At 70.3% G+C, this 14,190-nt stretch carries 12 protein-coding genes; 5 read left to right on the plus strand and 7 right to left on the minus strand.

Annotated elements, in window-relative coordinates; all coding sequences use genetic code 11:
• Positions 1–22: 22 nt before the first annotated feature.
• The gene (locus QQA12_RS16075; protein WP_054668445.1) at positions 23–922 is read right to left on the minus strand and encodes a lipid-binding SYLF domain-containing protein; all 900 of its coding nucleotides are present in this window, start codon (positions 920–922) and stop codon (positions 23–25) included.
• Between the two features lie 187 nt (positions 923–1,109).
• On the opposite strand from QQA12_RS16075, the gene hemH reads away from it, so the two are divergent.
• Together hemH and QQA12_RS16085 are read left to right on the plus strand one after the other, a co-directional pair.
• Complete coding sequence (gene hemH / locus QQA12_RS16080; protein ID WP_056932228.1) at positions 1,110–2,072, plus strand: ferrochelatase; 963 nt, start codon at positions 1,110–1,112, stop codon at positions 2,070–2,072.
• Positions 2,073–2,140: 68 nt separating this feature from the next.
• Positions 2,141–2,926 (plus strand): alpha/beta fold hydrolase, encoded by a 786-nt coding sequence (locus QQA12_RS16085; RefSeq protein WP_226049969.1) that lies wholly within the window; start codon positions 2,141–2,143, stop codon positions 2,924–2,926.
• Positions 2,927–3,013: 87 nt separating this feature from the next.
• Here the strand turns inward: QQA12_RS16085 and QQA12_RS16090 are convergent, their stop codons facing one another.
• The 3 genes from QQA12_RS16090 to ttcA all read right to left on the minus strand — a co-directional run bounded on the left by QQA12_RS16090 (position 3,014) and on the right by ttcA (position 5,769).
• Entirely contained in the window at positions 3,014–3,802 is a 789-nt protein-coding gene (locus QQA12_RS16090; RefSeq protein WP_226049854.1) for a SprT family zinc-dependent metalloprotease, read from the minus strand.
• Between the two features lie 52 nt (positions 3,803–3,854).
• Positions 3,855–4,763 carry a recombination-associated protein RdgC gene (locus QQA12_RS16095; protein WP_054668449.1) on the minus strand — a complete coding sequence of 303 codons (909 nt, stop codon included), beginning with the start codon at positions 4,761–4,763 and terminating at the stop codon, positions 3,855–3,857.
• A 94-nt stretch (positions 4,764–4,857) separates the two neighbouring features.
• Complete coding sequence (gene ttcA, locus QQA12_RS16100; protein WP_182212632.1) at positions 4,858–5,769, minus strand: tRNA 2-thiocytidine(32) synthetase TtcA; 912 nt, start codon at positions 5,767–5,769, stop codon at positions 4,858–4,860.
• Between the two features lie 130 nt (positions 5,770–5,899).
• Here ttcA and QQA12_RS16105 point away from each other — a divergent pair, with 130 nt between their 5' ends.
• The 3 genes from QQA12_RS16105 to QQA12_RS16115 are packed head-to-tail and all read left to right on the plus strand — an operon-like array spanning position 5,900 to position 10,139.
• The gene (locus QQA12_RS16105; RefSeq protein ID WP_226049855.1) at positions 5,900–8,446 is read left to right on the plus strand and encodes a TonB-dependent receptor; all 2,547 of its coding nucleotides are present in this window, start codon (positions 5,900–5,902) and stop codon (positions 8,444–8,446) included.
• Entirely contained in the window at positions 8,446–9,915 is a 1,470-nt protein-coding gene (locus tag QQA12_RS16110; RefSeq protein WP_226049856.1) for a CehA/McbA family metallohydrolase, read from the plus strand. Before QQA12_RS16105 ends, QQA12_RS16110 begins: the two co-directional genes overlap by 1 nt.
• Positions 9,916–9,932: 17 nt before the next feature.
• Positions 9,933–10,139, plus strand: coding sequence for a YdcH family protein (locus QQA12_RS16115; RefSeq protein ID WP_054668453.1), 207 nt, complete (start codon positions 9,933–9,935; stop codon positions 10,137–10,139).
• A gap of 25 nt (positions 10,140–10,164) precedes the next feature.
• Here QQA12_RS16115 and QQA12_RS16120 read toward each other — a convergent pair whose 3' ends face one another.
• From QQA12_RS16120 to QQA12_RS16130, 3 genes are read right to left on the minus strand one after another with little or no spacing between them, the layout of a single operon-like run.
• A complete protein-coding gene (locus QQA12_RS16120; RefSeq protein ID WP_289211193.1) occupies positions 10,165–10,392 on the minus strand; it encodes a hypothetical protein in 228 nt (75 codons plus the stop codon).
• 35 nt (positions 10,393–10,427) lie between these two features.
• Positions 10,428–13,040: a glycerol-3-phosphate 1-O-acyltransferase PlsB gene (plsB, locus tag QQA12_RS16125; protein WP_054668455.1), complete on the minus strand. Its 2,613-nt coding sequence runs from the start codon at positions 13,038–13,040 to the stop codon at positions 10,428–10,430.
• Positions 13,040–13,978 (minus strand): hypothetical protein, encoded by a 939-nt coding sequence (locus QQA12_RS16130; RefSeq protein WP_226049858.1) that lies wholly within the window; start codon positions 13,976–13,978, stop codon positions 13,040–13,042. Before QQA12_RS16130 ends, plsB begins: the two co-directional genes overlap by 1 nt.
• Positions 13,979–14,190: the final 212 nt, after the last annotated feature.

The following is a 14,190-nucleotide window of genomic DNA, read 5'->3' on the forward strand; positions in this document are numbered from 1 at the left end:
CGCCGGACGCCCCTGCCGAAGGTCAGTTGCCGCCGTCCAGCGACTCGGTGCGGATTTCGCCTTCGGACACCGGCTGGAAACCCTGCTGCGGCGCGGGCTCGGCGGTGGCCGGCTGCAACGGCTGGGTGGTCGCCTCGGCGCCCTGCTGCGGCGTGCCGGCGGATACGGTGACCGCCTGCGCGCGCGGCGCGGACGCGGCAACCGGTGCGGTGTCGCCCTGGGTGCCGCGCTTCTCGCGCGCGGCGTAGGTGGATTCCTCCAGGCGGTCACGGAACGCGACCACGTCGCTGGAGGGTGCCGCATTCAGGCGGCCCTCGAGGATCATCCGCGGGGTGGTGCCCTGGCCGTACGCGTCGAGGTTGGCGGCATCGTCGATGGACAGCACCGCGCCGTCCAGCGCCACCCCGGCGAACAGGCCGCGGGCGCGCGACCACGACCAGATCTCGGCCTTGAGCTGGCCGTCGGTGGCGGCGGCGGCACTGCGGCCGACCGGGCCGGCGGCCACGCCGGCGTCGGCGCCCAGGGTGAACTTGCCGTTGACGATGTTGTCCAGGCTGCGGTTGTTGCGGAACACCAGGATCACGTCGGAGGACTGCACGCCGGCCTGGAAGCCGATGCTGCCGCCGGTGAGCTTGACGAACACCGGGTTGGACCAGCTGCCGTCGGGCATCTTCACCGACATCAGGCCATGGCCGCGGCGGCCGCCGAGCACCAGGCCGGCCTTGATCGTGTCGGGGATGACGATGATCGCGCGGCCCTCGTCGAGCAGCTTGTCGGGAATGGCCTGCTCGGGAATCTCCTGGATCTCGCCGAGCACGCGCACGGCGTTGCGGGCGCGCTGGTCCTCCTGCGGCCCGGCCAGGGCGGTGGCGGACAACAGGCTCGCGGACAGCAGCAGGGCGATGTACGGCAGGCGGCGCATGGCGGACTCCACAGGTCGATGCACGGAAAGATACGGCAAGCACTGGAGATTGGAAGCGACGCCATGAATAGGGAGTGAGCGGCGCCAGCCCGTACCCACGCGCGTCAGCAGGCGTGGCCGCGACCCGGACCCGTTCGCAGCTGCCGGCCACTGCAAACCGGTCACTGCCTTCTGCCACAATGCGCGCATGTCCGACGCACCCACTACCGCACTGCTCGCGGTCAACCTAGGCACGCCCGAGACACCCACCGCCCCGGCGGTACGTCGCTACCTGGCCGAGTTCCTCGGCGACCCGCGCGTGGTCTCGATTCCCCCCCTGCTGTGGAAGCCGCTGCTGTACGGCTTGATCCTGCCGCTGCGCGGCGGCCGCTCCGCGCACAAGTACGCGCAGGTGTGGATGCCGGAGGGCTCGCCACTGGCGGTACATACCCGTCGCCTGGTGGCCAACATCGCCCGCGAACTGCCGCACTGGCAGGTACGCGAGGCCATGCGCTATGGCCAGCCGGCACTGCAGCCGGCACTGGACGCGCTGGCCGCGGCCGGTGCCAGGCGCATCGTGGTGCTGCCGCTGTACCCGCAGTACTCGACCACCACCACCGCTTCGGTCGAGGACAAGGTGCAGCAGTGGCAGGCCCGCCACCGCGACGTGCAGGTGCACACCATCCGCGACTACGCCGACGACCCGCAGTGGGTGGCGGCGGTGGCCGGCTCGATCCGCGATTACTGGCAGGCGCATGGCCGCGGCGACCGGCTGGTGTTCTCCTTCCATGGCATCCCGCAGCGGCTGGCGGACGCTGGCGATCCGTACCCGCAGCGCTGCGAGGCCAGCGCACGCGCGATCGCCGCGGCGCTGCAGCTGGGCGACGGCGACTGGCAGCTGGCCTACCAGTCGCGCTTCGGCCGCGAGCGCTGGCTGCAGCCCTATGCCGAGCCCACGCTGTGGGCGCTGGCCGAGGGCGGCGTACGGACGCTGGACGTGGTCTGCCCGGGCTTCGCCACCGACTGCCTGGAAACGCTGGAGGAAGTGGCGATGGGTTTCACCGCCACCGTCGCCGAGCGCGGCGCCACCATGCGCTACATCCCCTGCCTGAACGACAGCCCTGCCCATGCCCGCGCGCTGGCTGCGCTGGCCACCGCGCAGGACGCATGACCACGCCGTTCGAACTGGACGCCGGCGGCCTGCGCGTGGCCGGGCTCCGCGCCGGCAGCCCTGGCGGCATGCCGGTGCTGGCGCTGCACGGCTGGCTCGACAACGCCGCCAGCTTCGTCCCGCTGGCGGCGCGGCTGCCGGAGCTGGACTGGGCGCTGGTGGACCTGCCCGGCCACGGCCTGAGCGACCCCCTGCCTGCCGACGCGGCGTACACCACGCCACAGGCGATCGTGCAGGTACTGGCGATCATGGACGCGCTGGGCTGGAAGCGCTGCGTGCTGCTGGGCCACTCGATGGGTGCCGCGATCGCCAGCCTGGTGGCGGCGGTGGCGCCACGGCGGACGCAGGCGCTGGTCGCCATCGAGGCGCTGGGCGGCCTTGCCGCACCCGCCTCGCAGACGGTCGAGCGCCTGCGCGCGCACGTGGCGGCACTGGCCGCGTTCAGCGACAAGCAGCTGCGCGTGTTCGCCGATATCGCCGCGCCGGTACGCGCGCGGATGCTGGCCAACCAGCTGGACGAGCCGTCGGCGCGGCTGCTGGTCGAGCGTGGCGTGCGCGCGGTCGCCGGCGGCTGGAGCTGGCGCAGCGATCCGCGGTTGATGCTGCCCACCGCGGTGCGCATGACCGAGGACCAGGTGCGCGACGTGCTGGCCGCGATCGAATGCCCGGCGCAGGTAATCTACGCCACGCCGGCGCAGCCCTACTTTCCCGAGCCCGAGCGCAGCCAGCGCGCGGCGTTGCTGGCGCATGGCCGCCTGCACACCCTGCTCGGCCACCACCACCTGCACATGGACCAGCCCGAAGCGGTGGCGGCGGTGGTCCGCGATTTCCTCGGTACGGTTCCGCGCCATTGATGCCGGGGCAGGTACCCGCACGCGCGCCGGCACAACCGCGGGGACGCGTGGCGGGCGGCCCGGATCGCGCCGGGTACCGCCGGTGCGTCAGGCGCCGCGCAGCAGCTGCCGCAGCGTCGCCTTGAGCCGGCGGCCTTCCTCGCGCAGGTAGTCGCGTTCGTGCCGCCACTGCGGGAAGCGCGCCTCCACCTCGGCCCAGAAGGCCGGCGAATGGTTGGCCTGCAGCAGGTGGCACAGCTCGTGGACCAGCACGTACTCGAACGCCGCCGGCCGGGCCAAGGCCAGCGCCAGGTCCAGCGCCAGCGAACCGTCCGGCGCCAGCGAACCCCACTGCGAGGACATCACCTTCAACCGCAGCCGCGCCGGTGCGCGCGGCAACCCGGGCAGATAGGCCGGCAGCCAGCGGCCGACGTCGGCGCGCATCCGCGCTTCGTAGAACTCGCGCAGCACCCGGCGCAGCGAGGCGTCACCGGCCCGCGCCGGCAACTGGATGCAGGCGCCTTCGGCATCCACCTCGATCCGGGTGAAGCGGCCCTCCTGCCAGCGCACCGGCAGCAACGCCCCGCGCAGCGGCAGCACGCCGGGTTCGCGCAATGCCAGCGGCGCCGCCAGCAGGCCTTCGCCATCGAACCGCGCCAACTGCTGCTGCAGCCATTGCCGGTTGGCCTGCAGGAAGCGCTCGCCGGACGCCAGGCTGGCGCGCAGCGGCAGCGTCAGCCGCGCGCCGCGTTCATCGACGCTGAGCTTGAGCCGGCGCGCACGCGGGTCGCGCACGCGCAGCACGTCGATCTCGGCATCGTCCAGGCGCAGCCGCACGGTGTCGCGCTGGATGACGGGCGCGGCGGGTGCGGTCAGGCGGCGGAACAGGTTGGCCATGTGTCCAGCATAGTCCCTGCCCGCGCGCCGGGCCGGTCGATGGATCGCCCGTTCAGCTGTCGGCCTTGCTCAGCTTGAACGCCTGCTCCAGCAGCAGGAACAGGCGCCGGATCTCGCCGCTCTGCAATGCGAACCGGGCGTCGAGCTCGGCGCGGCGGCCTTCCTCGTCGATGTGTTCGAGCTGGTCCAGGGCGCCGTCGAGGAACTTGAGCTTGCGCACGATCAGGTCGTCGCCGAGCACGAAGGACAGGTTGTCCTCGAACACCAGCGCCAGCTTGGTCACCTGCTTGCCGGCGTCCAGGTGCTTGTCGATCTCGTCGCAGCGCAGTTCCTGGTGCTGGCACTTGACCACCGCGCCGCCTTCCGCCGGGTCCTTCATCTCGCATTCTTCGCCCAGGCTCAGGCCTTCGGGCAGCGGCTCGCCGGCGATCCACGCGGTCAGGATCGCGCGCGGCGCGACCTCGGCGTTCAACGGCATCGCCGGGAAGCTGCCGAGCATGCCGCGGATGTCGCTCATCACGTTCTCGCCGGTCTTGCGGCTGGAGCTGTCCACCGCGACGTAGCCGTGCTGCAGGTCGAGGAAGGCATCGGTGCGCGAGCTCTTGACGAAGGCGCGCGGCAGCAGTTCATGCAGCAGGTCGTCCTTGAGCCGCTTGCGCTCGCGGCCGCCGGGCTTGCGCCCTTCCTTCTCCTCGATTTCCTCCAGCCGGCGCGCCAGCAGGTCGTTGACCACCGCGCCGGGCAGGATCTTCTCCTCGCCGCCGACGGTGAGCCACAGCGCATCGCCGATGCGGTGCGAGAACTGCTCCTTCTCCTCGCGCCCGAAGGGCGAGATGAAGCCGCGCGAACTCATTTCCAGCGCGCCGACCGGCTTGAGCACGACGTGCGGCAGCAGGGTATCGACTTCGGAGAAATCGACCGAGGTGGGAAAGCGGAACAGGGTGAGGTTCTTGAAAAACATGGAGGTCCTGGGGAATGCGTGATCGGCGGGAACATGCCTCCCGCCTGGAAAAGACGCCGCGACGCGGCACCGGAATCAGGGTGGCCGCGGCGCCTCAGTCTTCTTCCGGCTGCCGGGCGGCCTGCGGGTCGCCACCGGCCAGCCAGGCATGCGCGTCGGGCAGCGGCGCGTCGTCGCGGCGGCCCAGCGCCATGAAGTCGAACAGGTTCGGATCGGCCATCTGCGAGGGGCGGATGTCGCCCAGCGCGCGCGAGATCTGCTCGATGCGCCCGGGGTGGTCCTTTTCCCACTGCTTCATCATCAGCCCGACCTGCTTGCGCTGCAGGTTCTCCTGGCTGCCGCACAGGTTGCAGGGGATGATCGGGAACCGCCGCGCCGCCGCGTAGTCGATGATGTCGCTCTCGCGCACGTAGGCCAGCGGGCGGATCACCACGTGCCTGCCGTCGTCGCTGCGCAGCTTCGGCGGCATGCCGGAGATCTTGGCGTGGTGGAACAGGTTCATGAAGAACGTGGCCACCATGTCGTCGCGGTGGTGGCCCAGCGCGATCTTGGTGAAGCCGTTTTCCTCGGCGTAGCTGTACAGCGAACCGCGACGCATCCGCGAACACAGCGAACACATGGTCTTGCCTTCCGGGATCACCCGGCTGACCACCGAATAGGTGTCCTGCTCGATGATGTGGTACGGCACGCCGATGCCGGCCAGGTATTCGGGCAGCACATGCTCGGGGAATCCGGGCTGCTTCTGGTCCAGGTTCACCGCCACCAGCTCGAACGGCACCGGCGCCTTCTTCTGCAGCTGCAGCAGGATGTCCAGCAGGGTGTAGCTGTCCTTGCCGCCGGACAGGCAGACCATGACCTTGTCGCCGGCCTCGATCATGCCGAAGTCGGCGATGGCCTGGCCGACCTGGCGGCGCAGGCGCTTGCCCAGCTTGTGGTGTTCGCGTTCGGCCACGCGCGGGTCGCGGGCGCGCGGCGCGGGATCGGGAAGGGGAATGACGGCACTCATCGCGTGCATTCTACCGGCTGGCCCCGCGCTCCACAGCGGTGGGTGACACGGGCTGGCACAAAAGCGTCATGGCGACGTCACGCCGCGCTGACAGCATCCCGGGCTCCCCCGTCCAGCCCCTGGGTCCATCGTGCTCGATAACCGTCTCGCTTCCGCCGTCTGCCGTGCGCTGCTGCTGTCCTCCGCCCTTGCCCCGGCTTCCGTGCTTGCCCAGGAGGCCGCCAGCGCTTCCCGTTCCTCCGCCAAGGACCTGGATACGGTCATCGTCACCGGCCGCAGCGGCACCGGCGTGCGCACCAAGGCCGAGACCAGTTACTCGATCACCAACATCGAGGAAGAGCAGCTGCGCATGCAGGCGCCGACCAGCGTGACCGAGGCGCTCAAATCGGTGCCCGGGTTCTGGGTGGAAGCCTCCGGCGGCGAGGCCAGCGGCAACATCCGCGCGCGCGGCATCCCGGTCGACGGCTTCGGCTCGGTCACCCTGCTGGAAGACGGCATCCCGGTGGTGCATGACCCGGCGCTGGGCTACCTCAACGGCGACCAGGCATTCCGCCTGGACGAAACCATCGAACGCATCGAGGTGGTACGCGGCGGACCGGCATCGGTGATGTACTCCAACGCCCCGGCCGGTGCGATCAACTTCATCCCGCGCCAGGTCGGCGAGGACGCCAGCGGCGTGTTCAAGTACACCGTCGGCGACAGCGGCCTGAACCGCCTGGACTTCGCCTACGGCAGCCCGCTGGCCAATGGCTGGAAGCTGCTGCTGGGTGGCTTCTACCGGGTCGAGGACGGCGTGCGCGATCCCGGCTTCAACGGCAACGATGGCGGCCAGTTCCGCCTGAACCTGGCCAGGGAGTTTGAGGGCGGGCGTTTCAGCATCGACGCCAAGCGCATGGATGACCGCGTCGCCCTGTACCTGGGCATCCCGATGTACACCAACGGCGACGGCGACATCCGCGCGGTGCCCGGCTTCGACGGCAACCACGGGACGCTGGCCGGTCCGGAAACCCGCTACCTGTCGATGAAGACCGCCGATGGCCGCGGCTGGGATTTCGACAACAGCGAAGGCACCCATGTGAAGCGCGACCAGCTCACGTTCAAGCTGGAGACCGGACTGGGCGGCGACTGGGAACTGGCGCAATCGGCACGCTTCAGCCGCACCGACACCATCCGCAACGGCGTGTTCCCCAACTCGCTGACGCCGGCGGCCACGTTCCTCGCCGGGCAGAAGAACCTGCTGGCGTCGGTGCCGGGCGCCACCGCGCTGGGCCTGCGCTACGTGAATGGAAGCGGCGGCTTCGATACCGCCAGCCAGAACGGCAATGGCCTGATGGTGATCGGCGGACTGCGCGGGCTGGACATCCCGGTGCGCGAGTTCGTCAGCGACACGCGGCTGATGCGCAGCTTCGCGCTCGGCGGCCAGCAGCACGACCTGACCCTGGGCTACTACCTGGCCTCGACCCGGGAGGACTACACCCGCTACTCGTCCTCGGTGCTGATGGACGCCACCGACAACGCCGGCCTGCTCGACCTGGTCGCGCTGGATGCAAACGGCAACGTGCTGCGTACGCTCAGCGACAACGGCGTGTGGCGCTACGGCTACGAATGGAACAACGCCTCGGGCGAACAGAAGACCCAGGCCTTTTATGTCAGCGACGAGTGGCAGGTCAACGACAGGCTGCGCATCGACAGCGGCCTGCGCTGGGAGAAGGCCAGCAGCAGCGGCTGGAACGAGGTGCGCCGCAGCGTCGACGGCGGCACCCTGGCGACCTCGCAGATGCTTGCCGGTTCGGGCCTGTACGTGAACCACGACCTGGAGTCGGACGACCTGGGCTGGTCGATCGGCGCCAACTGGCAGTTCAACGATGGCATGGGCGTGTTCGGCCGCTGGACCTCGGCCTTCCGCCTGCCCAGCCTGGGCAACTACATCACCCGCAACGACAACTGCGACGCGACCTCGGCCGCGACCGTCGCCGCCTGCGCATCCGCCAACGGCAAGGCGGCCGACACGCAGACGATGGACCTGGCCGAAGTCGGCTTCAAGTTCGCCAACCCGCTGTTCAGCGCCTACGCCACGGCGTTCTACACCAAGTACGACAACGTCGGCTTCAGCAACTACCGCTTCAACCCGGACACCGGCGTGTCCACCCGCGAAGCCGGTTATGCCAGTACCCGCACGTTCGGCCTGGAACTGGAGACGGCGTGGTACCCCACCGACTGGTTCGACCTGCGCGTCAACGCCACCTGGCAGGATGCGCAGTACCGCGACCTGCGCTACAGCGAGCTGGTCAATGGCGCGCCGGTGCTGCGCGATTTCGTCGGCAACCAGCTGATCCGCGTGCCGGAGCTGGGCGCGCGCGTGGTCGCCGGCATCAACCTGCTCGACCAGCGCCTGCGCCTGCAGGCCGCCGCCGAGCACCAGGGCGAGCGCTACGTGGACACCGCCAACTCGGTGCGCCTGCCGTCCTACCAGCTGCTCAACCTCAGCGCGCGCTACGAGCTGAGCGAGCGCGTGTCGATGTACGGCTACGTCGACAACGTCACCAACTCGCTGGGCCTGACCGAGGGCAATCCGCGTGCCGGCGAGCTCGCGAGCAGCGATGCGGGCGCCAGCGCCTTCATCGCGCGGCCGCTGCTGGGCCGCAACTACCGCCTGGCCCTGATGTACCGGTTCTGATGCGCGCCCTGCTCCCGGTGGTGCTGGCGGCGCTTGCCGCCAGCACCTGCGCCCACGCCGCGCAGACCCTGCAACTGCAAGGCACGCTGAGCGGCAAGGACCATCAGCGGTACCTGGAACTGCCGTTCACGGTGCCCGACGGCACCGCCAGGGTGGACGTCACGCTGCGGCATGACGGCGCCGGCGAGCGTACCGTCATCGACCTCGGCCTGCTGGACACGCATGGCTTTCGCGGCTGGAGCGGCGGTTCGCGCCGCGCGGTCACGGTTTCCCGCTACGACGCCAGCGGTGGCTACCTGCCCGGCGCATTGCCGGCAGGCCAGTGGAAGGTGCTGCTCGGCATTCCCAACATCCGTGCCGGGGCACGCACGCCCTACACCGTCGGCGTGACCCTGTGGGACGAGGATGAAGTTCAGGCCGGCAGGGACCGCGCGCCGCAGGTACTGCGCGAGGGGCCGGCGTGGTACCGCGGCGACCTGCACATGCACAGCATCCACAGCGACGGCGGCTGCAGCAGCCAACAGGGCAACAAGGTGCCCTGCCCGCTGTTCCTGAGCCTGCAGGCCGCGGCACGGCAGGGCCTGGATTTCGTCGCCGTCACCGAGCACAACACGGCCTCGCACCTGGAGGAGCTGGCGCGCCACCAGCCCTGGTTCGATCGCCTGTTGCTGATTCCGGGCATGGAAGTCACCACCTTCCAGGGCCACGCCAACGTATTCGGCATCAACGGGCCGCTGCCGTTCCGGCTCGGCGACACCCTGCCCGACTGGAACCCGCTGCTGCGCCAGGTCAACGACAGCGGTGCGCTGCTGTCGATCAACCACCCGGCGCTGGCCTCCGGCGAGGCGTGCATGGGCTGCGGCTGGACCCCCGCCGAACCGGTGGACATGGACGCGGTCGCCGCGGTGGAAGTGGTCAACGCCAGCCAGGCCGACGGCCCACGCGCGGGCGTCGGCTTCTGGGAGCAGCAGCTGCAGCAGGGCCGGCGCATGACCGCCATCGGCGGCAGCGACAGCCATGATCCGGGCGCGGCCGAAGGTCCTTCGCCAATCGGCCTGCCGGCCACCCTGGTGCATGCCCCGGCACTGTCGCGCGACGCCATCCTGGCCGCACTGAGGCAGGGCCGGGTGGTGGTGGACGTGCGCAACGTCGCCGGCAGCCGGCTGGACCTGTGGCTGCGCGACGCGGGCGGCCAGCGCACCGGGATGGGCCAGCAACTGGACCTGCCCGCCGGACAGTGGGCCACCGCGCACGCCGAGCTGGATTATCCCCGCCCGCTGCGGATCGAGTTCGTCATCGACGGCCGCCGCCACCCCGCCACGGTGGAAACCGGCGAGGACGGCAGCCAGCGGGCCAGCCTGCGCTGGCGCTCGGATGGCAAGCGGCACTGGTTGCGCGTGGATGCGCGCGATGGCGACGGCAGCCTGCTGATGCTGGGCAACCCGGTGTACGTGAACTGGCCCCGCTGACCCGCTAAGCTGGCAGCATGTCCGAGCTGCCGCCCTTCGCCGAGATCAGCCAGCGCATCGCCGAACTGCGGGCCGAGCACCGCAGCCTGGACGAACGCATCGGCAGGCTCGCCGCCAACCCCGACGACGAGCTGGACGCCAAGCGGCTGAAAAAGCGCAAGCTGCAGCTCAGGGACTGCATCACCAGGCTGGAAAGCATGCTGATTCCCGACGAGCCGGCCTGACCTGCGGCGCCGCCACGGCGGTCGCTCAGTCCGCGTGGCGGGCGATGACCCGGTGAGCTTCCAGCAACGATGCGCCGCATTGCCGGCGGTAGGCCCGGATCGCGGCGATCTTCCTACCGCTCCGCAACAGCGCCTTCACTTCTTCCGAAAGGGCCGGCAGTGCGGAAACATCGCGCGGCTTGCGGCGCATGGCGTGCACCGCGGCAAGCACGCAGAGGGTCGCCACCGACGCGAAGAACGTTGTCTGCCACATCACCTTGCCCTCCGTTGTCCGGCGCCGGGGAAGCTTCAACCCGCCGCCGGTTCCTCCGGCTTCACCGCTTCCGGGCTCACCCGCTCGATGGTGTGGCGCAGTTCGCGGCCGAGGATGAACTTGGCGTCCTTGGCCCAGGCATCGAGGCGCTCGTCGAACAGCAGCTTGCTGTTCTCGTCCGGCCAGACCAGGCGCAGCTCGCGCATCTTCTGGATGAAACCGCGGAACAGGGTCTTGTCGAAGAACTCCGGCGCGGCCGGGGCGTAGAGCAGGCTCAGGCGCTGCGCGGCCTGCTGGCACAGGCTTTCCAGTTCGGCCGCGCCGAGCACGCCGGGGCCGTTCTTCACCAGCACCGAGATGGCGATGTAGTAACGCTCGAACGCCTGCTGCAGCGAATGGCCGATGGCACGCAGGCGGAACACCTCGTCGGTCTGGCCGGTGCTGCGCGCGAGCATGCCGCCCTCGTCCTCGCCCACCTGCTGCAGCAGGCCTTCGCGCACGAACACGTTGATGGTCTGCTCGATGCGCGCGGCGAATTCGTCCTCGGTCCACGGCAGGAACAGCTCCTGCTGCAGGAACGGGTACAGCCCGCGCCCCAGCCGCAGCAGGCCGGCACGGCTCATGCGGCGGTTGTTCTGGAAGCAACAGGCCACCCACGAAGACGCGGTGAACAGGTGCAGCACGTTGTTGCGGAAGTAGCTCAGCAGCACCGCGGTGTCGCCGCTGACGCTGAGCACGTCGCCCAGCGGATGCTTGACCCGGGTGAGGACGTTGATCTCCTCGGCGTGGGCGATGATGCGCTCGGGCGAATGCGGGGTGACCGTCACCCGATCCGAATACGGCAGTTCCACCAGCAGCTTCTTGCACAGCTCGATCTGAGCGACCAGGTCGGCCTCGCCCATGGCGTGCTTGGGCGTGGACAGCAGCGCCAGCGCCAGCAGGTTGATCGGGTTGACGTCGGCGGCGCCGTTGATGCGCACCTGGATCTGCTCGGCCAGGGTATCGACCGTGCCCGACAGCCAGGACGGCTTCTCGTCCTCGGACACCGGCTGGCCATCCCACTCCGGCGCCTTCTCGGCCAGCACGTCGTTCAGCGCGATCGGCTCGCCGAAGTTCACCACCACCTGGCCGTAATTCTGCTTGAGCACCTTGGGGATGCCCCACAGCAGCGCCCAGATCGATTCCTTTTCCTTGGGCCGCCCGGACAGTTCGTCCAGGTAGCTGTTGCCCTCCATCAGCTTCTCGTAGCCGATGTAGATGGGCTGGAACAGCACCGGCTTGCGCGGCTGCCGCAGGAACGCGCGCAGCGTCATCGAGATCATGCCGCCCTTGGGCTGCAGCAGGCGCCCGGTGCGCGAGCGCCCGCCCTCGACGAAATACTCGATCGAGTAGCCGCCGGCCACCAGCTGCGCGACATACTCGCTGAGCACGGCCGAGTACAGCGCGTTGCCGCGGATGCTGCGGCGGATGAAGAACGCGCCGCCCTTGCGCAGCAGCGTGCCGACCACCGGCAGGTTGAGGTTGATGCCGGCCACGATGTGCGGCGGCACGATGCCGCGGTCGTACAGCAGGTAGCTCAGCAGCAGGTAGTCCATGTGGCTGCGGTGGCTGGGCACGTAGATCACTTCGTGCCCGGGCGCGGCTTCCTTGAACTTGTCCAGGTGGTGGACCAGCACGCCGGCGTAGATGCGGTTCCAGACGTGGGTCAGCATGAAGCTGGCCGAACGCACCACCGGGCTGGAATAGTCGGCCGCGATCTCCCAGGCGTAGCCCTGCGCCTTCTTCCAGGCATCGGCCGGCCTGGAGTTGTCGCGCTTGGCCTGGGCGGCGATGGCCTCGCGCACCGGCTCGGCTTCCAGCACCTTGTCCACCAGCAGGCGGCGGGTGGAAAGATCCGGGCCGATGATCGATTCGCGGATGCGGCGGAAGTGCGCGCGCAGCACGCGCTGCAGCTTGCGCACGGTGCGTTCGGGCTCCAGCCCCTCTTCCACGGTCTCGCGCAGCGAAATCGGCGCGGCGAAGCGCACGATGCTGTCGCGGCCGTTGAGCAGCACCGCCAGCAGGCGGCGGAAGCGGCCGACCAGCGCCCAGTTTTCCGAGAACAGCACCGCGAACCAGCCGCTCTGCTTGTCCGGCGCGCGGCCGACGAAGATCGACACCGGCACCAGCTGCACGTCCAGCGCCGGATTGGCGCGATGCGCCTGCAGCAGCCGCGCCAGCGAGTCGGAATGGGTACGGGCACCGCGCTGCTCGGGGATCAGCGCGTTGTTGCTGGAACGCCGCGACAGCGCGACATAGGCGCGCTTGCGCCCGGTCGGGTCGCCGGCCAGCGGGACCAGCGGCGACGGCAGCCCGGCGTCGCGGCAGGCCTTGTCCAGGATCAGCGCGTTGGACAGGCCGTAGTCCTCCAGCACGTAGACCACCGGCTGCGCCGGGTCGTGCTGGAGCTGCTCGGGCTCGATCTTCAGCCCCAGCCACGGCTCGATCAGGCGGCCGAGCAGGCGCGCCCACAGCGGGCGCCGGCCCGGGCGTACGGGCGGCCGACCGGCCGCGGCCGGCAGGGGGGAGGCGGCCGGGGCGCTGGCTTCGCCCGACGGCAGGAGTTCGCCCTGTTCGGGCCGTGGGTTCTGTTTCGACATCGGCGACATTATGGCTTAGCTGCCGCCGCCAGGCTGTCCCCAGTGCCGGTGGTTGCGTCGTTGCCGGAGCCGGACCGGGGCGCCTCGCCCTCCACCGGCGGCGGGGCGGCGGCGCGCGCGGCGGCCAGCACGGCGTCCACTTCGGCCAGGGTGCGGGCCAGGTACCAGTGCCCCTGGCGGCGCTGCAGCGCCACCTGCAGGTCGATGTCGTGGCCCGCCAGCGGGTATTGCACGTGGACGACGGCGCTGTCGCCGTCCTGGCTGCTCAGGCCGGTGCGCATCTGCGCGACGCTCTCGTCCAGCGACAACCCGTAGCTGGCCAGCACCTGTTTGCTGGCCGCGGCGAACGGTGACAGCCGTTGCAGGCTGCCGGTCATGCCCGCGGCCTGCAGCGCGGCGTCGCTGTCCAGGCCGGTGGCGCGCGCGGCGGTGGTGAAGGTGGTGATGGCCGAGCGGGCCAGCTTGGGATCGGACAGCGGCGCGGCCTGTGCCCAGGCGCTGAGCGCCTTGACCAGCTGCACGTAGTGGGCACGCTCGTCGGCGCTGTAGTCGCCCTGGTGGCTGATGTACTGCTCGCCGAACAGGCCCAGCGAGTGCGCGGCCTGGCGCACGCCGGCCGCCTGCCCGGCGATCTGCGCCTTGAATGCGCGCTGCAGCCGGGTCTCGGCGTCGGCGGCCGACAGCGTGGCCAGCAGCGCCGGCAGTTTGTCGTGCAGCGGCAGCTGGTCCAGTGGCCAGCGGCTGTGGCCCTGGGCCCAGGCCGCCTCCAGTTCCGCGTACTGCGCCGGCGGTACCGCCGCGCGGGCGTAGCCGGCCAGGTCGTCGTCGTGCAGGTGCTGGACCAGCTGGCGCACGGCCGCGGCCGGCTCGGTGGCAGCACCCGGCAAGGGCTCCTGCGAGCGCCGGCAGCCGGCGGCAAGCACGGCCACCGCGCACAGCGACAGCAAGACGAGACGCGAACGGCTGCGAGATGAACGGCGTGGCATGGCGTCGTTGGTCCTCCCCCGGGCCGTGGCATCTTGCGGCCAGCAAGGTGACAGCGGCAAGCGGCGCCGGTTTGCGCGCAAAAAAAAGAGGCCGCCCCGTTGCCGGTGGCGAACCTCCTCAAGCCGGCGGAGCCGGGGACATGTGACACATCACCGGCAATGCCGGGACGGGG

Origin of the sequence: Stenotrophomonas sp. 17(2023), from assembly GCF_030345315.1 — a bacterium.
GTDB classification, from domain to species: domain Bacteria; phylum Pseudomonadota; class Gammaproteobacteria; order Xanthomonadales; family Xanthomonadaceae; genus Stenotrophomonas; species Stenotrophomonas acidaminiphila.

Excerpts from the sequence above, each read along its gene's own strand:
- QQA12_RS16090 (WP_226049854.1), bottom strand. The coding sequence starts at position 3,802 with ATGGCCAACCTGTTCCGCCGCCTGACCGCACCCGCCGCGCCCGTCATC.
- QQA12_RS16075 (WP_054668445.1), bottom strand. The coding sequence starts at position 922 with ATGCGCCGCCTGCCGTACATCGCCCTGCTGCTGTCCGCGAGCCTGTTG.
- QQA12_RS16120 (WP_289211193.1), bottom strand. The coding sequence starts at position 10,392 with ATGTGGCAGACAACGTTCTTCGCGTCGGTGGCGACCCTCTGCGTGCTT.
- QQA12_RS16085 (WP_226049969.1), top strand. The coding sequence starts at position 2,141 with ATGCCGGTGCTGGCGCTGCACGGCTGGCTCGACAACGCCGCCAGCTTC.
- hemH (WP_056932228.1), top strand. The coding sequence starts at position 1,110 with ATGTCCGACGCACCCACTACCGCACTGCTCGCGGTCAACCTAGGCACG.
- plsB (WP_054668455.1), bottom strand. The coding sequence starts at position 13,040 with ATGTCGCCGATGTCGAAACAGAACCCACGGCCCGAACAGGGCGAACTC.
- QQA12_RS16115 (WP_054668453.1), top strand. The coding sequence starts at position 9,933 with ATGTCCGAGCTGCCGCCCTTCGCCGAGATCAGCCAGCGCATCGCCGAA.
- ttcA (WP_182212632.1), bottom strand. The coding sequence starts at position 5,769 with ATGAGTGCCGTCATTCCCCTTCCCGATCCCGCGCCGCGCGCCCGCGAC.
- QQA12_RS16110 (WP_226049856.1), top strand. The coding sequence starts at position 8,446 with ATGCGCGCCCTGCTCCCGGTGGTGCTGGCGGCGCTTGCCGCCAGCACC.
- QQA12_RS16095 (WP_054668449.1), bottom strand. The coding sequence starts at position 4,763 with ATGTTTTTCAAGAACCTCACCCTGTTCCGCTTTCCCACCTCGGTCGAT.